The sequence below is a fragment of the Pseudoalteromonas shioyasakiensis genome, assembly GCF_022398475.1.
Classification (GTDB): Bacteria; Pseudomonadota; Gammaproteobacteria; order Enterobacterales; family Alteromonadaceae; genus Pseudoalteromonas.
This window is the reverse complement of the sequence record NZ_JAKEVM010000150.1, coordinates 1-10,319: the sequence shown is the minus strand read 5'-3', so window position 1 is coordinate 10,319 and position 10,319 is coordinate 1. Positions and strand designations below refer to the sequence as shown.

General features: G+C 40.1%; 8 protein-coding genes. 7 read left to right on the top strand and 1 reads right to left on the bottom strand.

Translation table 11 applies throughout. From position 1 onward, the window contains the following. From L1D51_RS18515 to L1D51_RS18500, 4 genes are all read left to right on the top strand, one after another. A partial coding sequence (locus L1D51_RS18515; protein WP_239964469.1) for an alpha/beta hydrolase occupies positions 1–840 on the top strand: 840 nt, incomplete at its 5' end. 3 nt (positions 841–843) lie between these two features. Next, a complete protein-coding gene (locus L1D51_RS18510; protein ID WP_055022248.1) occupies positions 844–1,239 on the top strand; it encodes a VanZ family protein in 396 nt (131 codons plus the stop codon). A 61-nt stretch (positions 1,240–1,300) separates the two neighbouring features. Beyond that, complete coding sequence (locus L1D51_RS18505; RefSeq protein ID WP_054561397.1) at positions 1,301–2,209, top strand: sensor domain-containing diguanylate cyclase; 909 nt, start codon at positions 1,301–1,303, stop codon at positions 2,207–2,209. 118 nt (positions 2,210–2,327) lie between these two features. Continuing rightward, a complete protein-coding gene (locus L1D51_RS18500; protein WP_239964468.1) occupies positions 2,328–3,725 on the top strand; it encodes a M28 family metallopeptidase in 1,398 nt (465 codons plus the stop codon). Here L1D51_RS18500 and L1D51_RS18495 read toward each other — a convergent pair. Beyond that, complete coding sequence (locus L1D51_RS18495) at positions 3,718–5,874, bottom strand: ATP-binding protein (RefSeq protein ID WP_239964467.1); 2,157 nt, start codon at positions 5,872–5,874, stop codon at positions 3,718–3,720. The genes L1D51_RS18500 and L1D51_RS18495 overlap by 8 nt on opposite strands. A 223-nt stretch (positions 5,875–6,097) precedes the next feature. Between L1D51_RS18495 and L1D51_RS18490 the strand changes: the two genes are divergently transcribed. The 3 genes from L1D51_RS18490 (at position 6,098) to gdhA (ending at position 10,210) form a co-directional block, all read left to right on the top strand. Next, positions 6,098–8,287 carry an LruC domain-containing protein gene (locus L1D51_RS18490; protein ID WP_239964466.1) on the top strand — a complete coding sequence of 730 codons (2,190 nt, stop codon included), beginning with the start codon at positions 6,098–6,100 and terminating at the stop codon, positions 8,285–8,287. A gap of 2 nt (positions 8,288–8,289) precedes the next feature. After that, positions 8,290–8,775: a hypothetical protein gene (locus L1D51_RS18485; RefSeq protein WP_239964465.1), complete on the top strand. Its 486-nt coding sequence runs from the start codon at positions 8,290–8,292 to the stop codon at positions 8,773–8,775. Positions 8,776–8,857: 82 nt separating this feature from the next. Beyond that, positions 8,858–10,210, top strand: coding sequence for an NADP-specific glutamate dehydrogenase (gene gdhA / locus L1D51_RS18480; protein ID WP_239964464.1), 1,353 nt, complete (start codon positions 8,858–8,860; stop codon positions 10,208–10,210). Positions 10,211–10,319: the final 109 nt, after the last annotated feature.

The following is a 10,319-nucleotide window of genomic DNA, read 5'->3' as shown; positions in this document are numbered from 1 at the left end:
GAATTAATGATGAAAAAGTTGCTTTGTACGCTGTCTCTCGTTTTCAGCTTACCGCTTTGTGCCTACCAAACTGATACCCAAATATTTAAGGGCAAAAAAACCAGCATCGAAAAACCCGTAACGGTGACATTACCTGACGGCTATCAAAAATCTAAGAAGTACAATGTTATCTATGTATTACATGGCTATAGTGGCAATCACAGCGATTGGACAAAGCTGACAAACATTGAAAAATTAGCAGACCAATATGATGTCATCATTGTTAATCCAGATGGCAATTTTGGTTCGTGGTATCTCGATTCTGATATCGACAAAAGCTCGCAATACGAAACCTACATCGCAGACGATTTACTAAATTATATTGATTCTAAATATTCGACCAATCGGTCTAAAAGTGGCCGTGCAATCACAGGCTTATCAATGGGGGGCTTTGGTGCTTTGCACATTGCAATAAATCACCCAAACCTGTTTGCAGCAGTTTCAGGGATGTCTGCTGGGGTTGATGTTAGGCCCTTTAGTGCAGAGTTTGATCTTGCAAAAGTACTCGGCAGTTACGCTGAAAACAAAGAAAAATGGGATAGCATAGCCATTATTAATAACCTCCATAAAATTGCTGCAGGCAATACGGCATGGAAAAAGGGCGCTGATACCTTACCGATTATGCTTGATATAGGCGTTGATGACTTTTTTATTGAGCAAAACCGAGCGCTACACCAAGCGATGTTGAAAATGCGCATCCGCCATGACTATGTTGAACGTCCGGGCATTCATGACTGGCACTATTGGAATAAAGTGATTGCCTATCAATTTTTATTTTTAACTTCACATATGGCGCCATAAAAGATGTTTCAACGTATTCTTGTGTTAATTGCTATCGGCTTTTTTGGTTTTATTGGTTGGGTTATCTATCTTGCCAATACTGGGCAAAAGTCGGTGTTTTTCGAACTTGTTGCGGCAATTCCTTACGGTGATAAGTTGGGGCATTTTTGCTTATTTGGACTACTTACGCTATTCATCAACCTCGCCTTTAAGTTTAAAACAATGAATATTGCTGGGCGGCCTATTTATTTAGCTGTGCTGATTGTAAGTACATTTGTGATTTTAGAAGAGCTAAGCCAGTATTTTGTCGAATCTCGGACGTTAGATTTTGTCGATTTAATCGCTGATTTTGTGGGTATTGCCGTTTTCAGTGCTTTTTCAGCTTGGCTTTGCAAAAAGTTATATCCAATTAAGGCTTAAACTTTCAGTGACTTGTTAGGTTTCGTCTATACTCAGTGTAGACCTAGCCTAAAAGTTGCGTATGAACATAGATACATCGGATTATTTGTCAGATATTATTGAGCTTCTACTCGATGCAGTATGTGTAGTTGATGCCAAAGGCACGTTACTTTTTACTAATCCTGCCTTTGAAACAATTTTCGGATACGCGCCAGAAGAAGCCATTAATAGAAAAATGTTGGACTTTGTTTATCCAGAAGACAGAGCCAAAACCATCAATGCCATTAATCAAATTGTGGTCAATGATCAGCACCCACGATTTGAAAACCGCTGGGTTAGAAAAGATGGCAGAATAGTGCATGTTTTATGGTCTGTTTATTGGTCTAAAGAAAAGCAAGTTAGAGTGGCTATTGCTTATGACATTACAGAGCAAAAAAAGCTCGAACAAAAACTGATTTATATGGCTGGGCACGACCCTCTGACCGATCTCCCCAACCGCAGTTTCTTAACCACCCAGCTTGAGGAATCATTATCGATTGCGAACACCATTTCAACCGTTATTGCAGTACTGTTTATCGATATTGATGGCTTTAAGCAAGTTAATGATATTCATGGTCATGGCGCTGGAGACAAGCTCTTAAAAACCATTGCTATGCGTATTCGTCATGTCTTAAAAAAAGAAGACAGTGTAGGGCGCTTAGGGGGCGATGAATTTGTGGTGATCCTCAATAGCATTAAACACAAAAAAGACGTCATCGAAATGGTTGACGAATTAATAACCGAGATTTGCCAACCCTTAATTTATAACGATGCAGAGCTTATTTACTCGCCAAGTATTGGTGCCGTATTGTTCCCCGAGCATTATGGTGACGCAGAATATCTCATTCAGTGTGCCGATAAAGCCATGTACAAAGCAAAGTATGAAGGGGGTAATCGTATGGTGTTTTACAATGATGGAATAAAGTTACCCGGCGCTAAAAACACAGGGTAACTTATTTAAGGCAATGCTGGTATATGGTTTCAACCTAATAATTTGTTTTCTAACTCATAACTATTGCGCAAAGTGAAATATTAGTTAGCCTTGAATGATTCATTGAAGGAGTGAAACTATGTTTAAGCGTAAAAAAATAACAACAACGGGTGCTTTATTTAGCTCATCGCTGTTATTGATCTCGGCAGCTCATGCCACAACACCTCAATATAAAGATCAACAAGCTTTGCATGATATTGCAAATGCCGTTTCTAAAGCACGTATAGAGCAAGATATTCAAACGCTGGTTGATTTTGGCACTCGCCATACTCTATCTGAGACGAAATCAAATATGCGTGGTATTGGAGCAGCAAGGCGTTGGATCAAGTCTGAGTTTGAGGCGATTTCTAAAGCCTGCGGTAACTGCCTAGAAATCATCGAAGTAAAAGACACTATTTCTGGTGAAAAGCGTATTCCAAACCCTGTTGAAGTTGTCAATATCGTGGCTATTCAGCGCGGTCAAGTTGATGCGAACCGTATGGTTATGATGTCGGGTGATATTGACTCGAGAGTGTCTGATGTAATGGACTATACCTCAGATGCGCCAGGGGCTAATGATAATGCATCTGGTGTGGCTGGCGTGCTGGAATCGGCGCGTGTTTTATCAAAGTATAAATTTAATGGCTCAATTGTTTATGCAGCATTATCTGGTGAAGAGCAAGGCTTGTTTGGCGGTAAAATTTTAGCTAAATATGCACAACAGCATAATTGGCGTGTTCATGGTGTTTTAAACAACGACATGATTGGTAATTCAACCGGGATTAATGGGGTAACAGATAACACAACTGCACGTATCTTCTCTGAAGGTACACGGGTTATTGAAACCAAAGAGCAAGCCCATAAACGCCGTTTTACCGGTGGTGAAGTTGACTCTGCAAGTCGAAACCTAGCGCGTTACATAGATACAATTGCAGATCGCTACATTGAGAATTTGGATACCATGTTGGTATATCGACTCGATCGTTTTGGTCGAGGAGGGCATCACCGTCCATTTAACGATGTTGGCTTTGCAGCTGTGCGTATAATGGAAACCAACGAAAACTATAATCAACAGCATCAAGACTTGCGTACTGAAAATGGTATTACCTACGGTGACACCATTGACCATGTTGATTTTGCCTATGCGGCGAAGTTAACGTCACTTAATGCAGTGACAATGGCTTCGATGGCATGGGCTCCAGCGCCACCAACGGGCGTTAGTATTTCAGGTGCAGTAAAGCCAAGTACAACATTAGCCTGGCATAAAAGCGATGATCCAACGGTGGTCAGTTATAAAATCTATTGGCGTTACACGAGTGAACCACAATGGCAATTTAGCCGCGATGTTGGCAATGTAACCGAAGCAACCCTTAAAAATGTTGTTATCGATAACTACTATTTTGGTGTTGCCGCTGTAAACAAAGACGGTATTGAATCACCGGTTGTATTTCCTGGTGATGTTGGCGCGTTTGAATGGCCAGACAAATCAACTAAATAGGAATTGTAAGGTCATAGCGGACACCACCCAGTTCGCTATGAGCAGCTGTAATATGCCAGTTATGGGCTTCGACAATTTGTTTTACTATTGCAAGCCCAATTCCTGAACCTGACTGTTTCACCGTTTTTAAGTCTGGCACTCTATAAAGGTGGTCAAAAATCTTTGCTAAACTCTCATCGCTGACGCCAGGGGCTGAGTCTTCATAGCAGATTAAGAGCTGAGTTTGGTTTTGGCTAATCCTCAAATTAATCTTACCAGGGTGATTTGTGTACTTAAGCGAATTACTGATTAAGTTTGCAAATAACTGTGAAAGCCGTGTTGCATCGCACTCAAAGTTTAATTCATCAGCAACATTTTGTGAGAATCTCACTTCAAATTTATCAAGCTGGATTGCCATATCTGCGTGTAAGCTTTGGAAATACTCAGCTGCATTAAGTGTTGTTACGTTGAGCTGAAAGCTGCTTTGCTCTAAAAGTGAAATTTTATTTAAATCAGTGACTAAAGTTGCCATATCGGTGATTTTTTGGTTGAGCTTTTCGTATGTAAGCTCATTAAATTGAGTTAAGCCTGCTTGGAGCGTTTCAAGGTGTAAGCGCAACCCTGTTAATGGACCACTTAACTCGTGAGCAACTTGTGATAATAACTTACTACGTTGACTGATTTGTTTATCTAGATAATTTCGGCGCTGTTCAATAAGCTGTTTTCTCTGTCTTATTCTTAATAAAGCAATGCCCATTACAGCTAAAAGCAGGCTAAATAATAAAATGCTGTATAAGATAGTTTGGCGCTGTGAGGCAATTGCTTGGCTTTTTTCATTGTCTAGGAGCTTTAAATCTTGAATGGCCAAATCGCGGTCGCGCATCGCAATGGAGTTTTGCAGCTCCGCTAAACGTTGATTGTAGTTGTTGTGGGCAAAGCCTTTTTCAAGCTCTGTAATAGTCCGTTGGTACGACAATGCTTGTTTGTAATCAGCTTGTTGTACTGCCACAGTGATCAAATGTTCTAGGGCTGTGATTTGCTTTTGCAGCTTATTTTTTTGGTTGCTTAACTTGTAGGCTTGCTCAGCAAAATGTTTAGCTTGTTCGTGCTCAGTAGAGCCAATGTATAGCTTTGCTAATGTGAGTAATACATCAATATATAAGTGATCGTCTTGCTTGAGTTCAGTGATCACTTGTTTTTCAATGGTTAATGCTTGAGTTGCTTTATCGACTTCGAGCAAATTTATCGCAATATTATGATTTGCCCAGGCAGTATTTCGTGCGCTGTTATAACTTGCGAACACCTGTTGAGCCTCTTGTGCGTATTCAAGTGCTGCATCGTAGTTTTTTAGCCCATATTCGCATTGGGATAGTTTAACTAAACTATGTCCGATATCAGAAAGTGAGCCCGTTTGCCTATCAAAACTAAGGGCTGTAATAAACTCGCTCTTTGCTTTTTCGTATTGTTCTAAATCTAAATAACTTTGAGCAATTGAATAACTAATGCCGGCTTGTAACGAGATAGACGGCGACATCTGTTGAATAACTTCACGGCGTTTTAGCTTATATTCGAGTGCAAGCGTTAAGCGGTCTAACTGTTCAAGATTACGCGAATAACCATGATAGAGCATTTCTTTTTGCTTTAAGGTTAATTCGCGATTGTTGTCGTGAATATAAACTTCAAGCAAGTTTAAGGCTGCTTGATACTCGCCAGCATTATGATAAGCACTGACAAGACTCGCCACGGCATCAATTTCATAATGGGTAAGTTGTAAGCGCTGAAATAGGGCGACATTTTGTTGCGATAAATAAATTGCGGTTTCTAAGTCACTTTTTCTATATGCCAACCGCGCTTTCGCTAGATACAACTCGCTGTAAATGGGGGAGTCTTTTTTGTATTTTGGGCCCGCTTCAAGTTCATCAATGATAGTTTGCGCTTGTTGAAATTGGCCGAGGTGTATGTGAACGTGAATTAATCTAACGTTATAGCTTACTTGTTCTGCAAGGCTGGCAGACTCAATAAGCTTTTTATCGATGGCTTTTAAATAGTCATATCGTTTTTGGTAGTCACTGATTGTTCTGGCTTCATCAATGTTTTGTTGCAGTGTTGATGCAAAAGCACTGTTCATTGATAAGGCAAAGTACAGAATTACAGAGGCTTTAAGTTTCATAGTGGGGTTTATTATTATTTTTATTCCTAACTAGTCTAGCATGTCATTCTTTTAAGTGGGAATGATTTGCTTTTATAGCTAAAAAGAATTGCATTATGCAACTATGCCTCTTGCATCTTGCAAATACTCAGTCTGATTTTTCATAACACCTTGTTATAGCGTGAGTTATATTATGGAATGGTTAATGCTTTGAGTAATAACACATCCACAGGAGAGTGTAATTATGAAAAGTAACATACCTGCTTACCTAATAACCGCACTTGCAACAGGCTTTGTAAGTGCTGCACCATTTGAACAGTGCCCGAGTAAAGCATTTTTGATTCAAGGTTCGCCTGCGCAAATGTTTGGCGTTGACCTAGTATCTGCCAAAACCACCGTGCTTGCGGCGTCAATGGATTTTACAACAGAGGCGAATAACGACAGCGTAAATGCGGTTGGCTTTAATTATCAAGACCAGTACATGTATGGCTTTAGCAAACAAGCCCCGAGAAGTGTTGTACGTATTGGTGATGATTATGTTTTACAACGTTTAATTGTTAATGGTCTACCAGATACTAATTTTTATGTTGGTGATATTCATGTAAATAGTGAAACTAATCAGGCGGTTTACTATTTATACCACCCTAAATTTGGTTTATTTGGCATTGATTTAACTGAAGAGGCTGACGAGTACCAGGCTCAATTAGTTGCAGGCTCAGCGAACTGGAATTTAGCTATTTATGATTTTGCTTTTCATCCACATAGCAATCTTTTGTATGCGGTTGAGTCAAACGGCGACCTTTATGAAATCAACTTAGATAATCAGACACCCACTTTTATAGCAAACCTCGACATAGCCGGCGATACTGGCGCTAATGGTGCAGGTTACTTTGATGTGCAAGGTCAGTTTTATTTTAGTAATAACCGCAGCGGTAAAATCCATAAAGTAGATTTAAGCACCAGCCCTGTGGTTGGTTATACACCTACCGCTGCAGTGTTCACCTTAGGGCCAACATCGAATCAAAATGATGGGGCACGTTGTGCTATTGCAGAAGTAAAAGTCACTGATAACTCGATCGACTTTGGCGATGCACCTATGCCATATAAAACAGCGCTTGCTGATAGTGGTGCCCGCCATCTGTTTGACCCTAATGAAGACCAATCAAATTTAGTTTATTTAGGAGCCGTTGTTGATGGTGAAAACATTAACACTCCTGCAGATTTACAGGCATCGCCCGTCGATAGCTCAGATGATGGGGTTAAATTTGTCACTGATTTTGTTGCAGGTTCTACCAGCCAGATAATTGTGACCGCTCCTAATGATAATGGTTATTTATATGCTTGGTTCGATTGGGATCAAAATTTCCAGTTTGATCCAGACGAAATCACAGTAAGTAAATACAGTTTAAATCAAGGTGATAACAGTGTGCTGGTTGATGTACCGAGTGATGCTGTGATGGGAGCAACATGGGCACGCTTTCGTGTAACCGATGGCAGCGAGGCTAACCCAATTACCGCAAGTGGTGGGGTAACAGGCGGCGAAGTCGAGGATTACCCGGTAACAACATATGGAAGTTTGGTATACCCAAGTGAAAACGGCTGGGTAACCCTTGCCTACGAAGATCAATGGCCTTTTGCTGGTGATTATGACTTTAACGATTTAGTTGTAAATTACCGTACTACATTGATTGATAAAGAAGGTCAGGCCATTGGTTACAAAATAGAAGGGGAGTTGGTTGGAATTGGTGCTGATTTTCATAATGGCTTTGCAGTTCGTTTGTATCAAACGATAGCCGATGATGTTGATAAACGAATATTAAGAAGTCAGATAGATACAAGTTCAATTAATTTAACGATAAATGGCGAAACACAATCACATTCTATATTAGAACAAGGGGTTGAAGATGCTATTTTCATTATCATGCCAGACACTTGGGATTATGCAGATAAGCAGTCAAGTTGTAGTTATTTTAGAACTGAAACAGGCTGTGATACCAACAGCAAAGTTTCGTTTAGTTTAACCGTTTCACTTCAAAGTGGAGTGACCACAATTGAAGCGCCAAAATATACTTTAGACCCATTTATTTTCGCGGCTCAAGATCACTACCATGGTGAGTTTTTAGTTGGACAAAACCCACGTGGTTGGGAAGTTCATATTAAGAATCAACAACCAACCGAAAAATTCAATTCACAGTTATTTTCAATCACTGACTCTGATGATGCCAGTAATAGTGCTCAAAGATATTATTTCCAAACTGAAACTGGTCTACCTTGGGCAATGGAGATTGGCAGTTCATGGGCGCATCCAAAAGAGAGTGTTGATATAACACATGCGTATAGTGACTTTAGAGCATTTGCTGAATCAGAGGGACGGGAAAAGCCGCTTTGGTTTAATAATGCAAAACTTGCAAATGTTATTCTACGAGGAGAATAGTCATGAAACATTATACTTTATTAATCATTAGCTTAATGTTATCTGCGTGTGGTGGCGGTGGTGAAGGTAGCTCTTCAACTGAAGCGGTAAGCACAACTGCTACACAGACACCCACCACAAGCACGCCGCCACCAGAAACAACACCTCCTGACACTAGTTTAGAAACAGAGACAATGGCTGACCTAACGATTGCTCCTCAATTTGATTTAAGTAGCAAGATAGAACTAAACATAGATGTAGATTTGAACATGGGTGATAGCAGAGCGTATTTAAATATCTGCTTGAAAGGCGATGATAATAAGGCTGATTACAATCAATGCTTATTGCGGGCACCTCTAAAACAAAGCAAATTAACGTCGACTGTGATGCTGGCAAATAGTGCCTTAGAGCTTGTGGCAGAAGTTTGGTTTTATGATTCTCAAAATGAACCATTGCGTTTTGAGTGGCAATATGATGGGGAGCAATCAGCGGTGTTCACTATTCGTTAAACATGAGTGATCGATATTATGTCTAAGTTAGTTTAATTCTAATAGACTGAATATTTTCAACAGCTTGAAAGAGGATTTTGTAATGCAATATATCGAAGAGGTACTGCAATCAGTTAAAGAGTCTAATCCAAATGAGCCTGAGTTTTATCAAGCTGTTGAAGAAGTGCTTTCATCAATAAATCAGGTAGTAGAAGGGAATAGTGAATATCAACAGCAGGCAATTCTAGAGCGGTTAGTTGAGCCTGAAAGGCAAGCAATATTTAGGGTTCCTTGGCTTGATGATGACGGCAAAGTGCAAGTTAACCGTGGTTTTAGAATCGAATTTAGCTCAACTCTAGGCCCTTATAAAGGGGGCTTGAGGTTCCACCCGAGTGTCAATCAAAGTGTGGTGAAGTTTTTAGGCTTTGAGCAAGTTTTGAAGAATGCACTCACAGGGTTGCAATTAGGAGGCGCTAAAGGCGGTGCTGACTTTAACCCTAAAGGAAAAAGTGACAATGAAATTATGCGTTTTTGTCAGTCATATATGACTGAACTCTATCGTCACATAGGTGCTAACACAGATGTTCCTGCTGGTGATATTGGCGTTGGGGCGAGAGAAATTGGTTATCTATTTGGTCAATATAAACGGATCACTAATCAATTTGAAGGGGTGCTAACTGGTAAGCCTGAGATTATGGCAGGTTCTTCACTGAGAACAGAAGCAACTGGCTATGGTGTTGCATATTTTTTAAGTGCCATGCTAGATGCTAAAGGCGATTCTTTAAGAGGTAAGCGATGCCTAGTTTCTGGTGCTGGTAATGTAGCATTGTATTTGATGGAAAAGCTTGACCAATACGATGCTGTTATTCTTAGCTGTAGTGATTCAAAAGGGACTTTGTATTGTAAAGATGGGCTTGATGTGGCTCTTGTAAAACACTTAAAAAATGAACGAGGTGCTGAGCTTAGGGATTATTTGAACGAGCACAAAGGTGCTGAGTTTACGCCTGTAAATCAATACCCTAGCGACGGACATCATGTATGGCGATATGAGGCAGATATTGCACTTCCTTGTGCAACTCAAAATGAAATTACCGAAAAAGATGCTGAAGCTTTGGTTGAAAATGGCTGCTCTGTTGTCTGCGAGGGTGCAAACATGCCGACCACAGCTGATGCGTTAAAAGTGTTTAAAGACAACGATGTATTTTTAGGGCCAAGTAAGGCTGCAAATGCTGGTGGAGTTGCTACCAGTCAATTTGAAATGGCTCAAAATGCCAGTATGCAAAAGTGGCGAGCTGAGCAAGTTGATGAGAAACTTCAGCAAGTTATGAAGTCTATTTTCGATACAATTTCAGCTACTGCCAAGCAGTACTCGAATGAACATGACTTGGTCCTTGGTGCGAATATAGCAGGGTTCGAACGAGTTGCAGATGCAATGTTAAAACAAGGAGTAGTGTAATAAATAAAAGACATCCATTTTTATAAAAAGACACCCACTTTTAGTAGTTTAAAGCTAGATAGCCACAGCTTTTGATTGAACTAATTTTGCATATAATGATGTTTAGTTC

Excerpts from the sequence above, each read along its gene's own strand:
- L1D51_RS18510 (WP_055022248.1), top strand. The coding sequence starts at position 844 with ATGTTTCAACGTATTCTTGTGTTAATTGCTATCGGCTTTTTTGGTTTT.
- L1D51_RS18505 (WP_054561397.1), top strand. The coding sequence starts at position 1,301 with ATGAACATAGATACATCGGATTATTTGTCAGATATTATTGAGCTTCTA.
- L1D51_RS18500 (WP_239964468.1), top strand. The coding sequence starts at position 2,328 with ATGTTTAAGCGTAAAAAAATAACAACAACGGGTGCTTTATTTAGCTCA.
- L1D51_RS18495 (WP_239964467.1), bottom strand. The coding sequence starts at position 5,874 with ATGAAACTTAAAGCCTCTGTAATTCTGTACTTTGCCTTATCAATGAAC.
- L1D51_RS18490 (WP_239964466.1), top strand. The coding sequence starts at position 6,098 with ATGAAAAGTAACATACCTGCTTACCTAATAACCGCACTTGCAACAGGC.
- L1D51_RS18485 (WP_239964465.1), top strand. The coding sequence starts at position 8,290 with ATGAAACATTATACTTTATTAATCATTAGCTTAATGTTATCTGCGTGT.
- gdhA (WP_239964464.1), top strand. The coding sequence starts at position 8,858 with ATGCAATATATCGAAGAGGTACTGCAATCAGTTAAAGAGTCTAATCCA.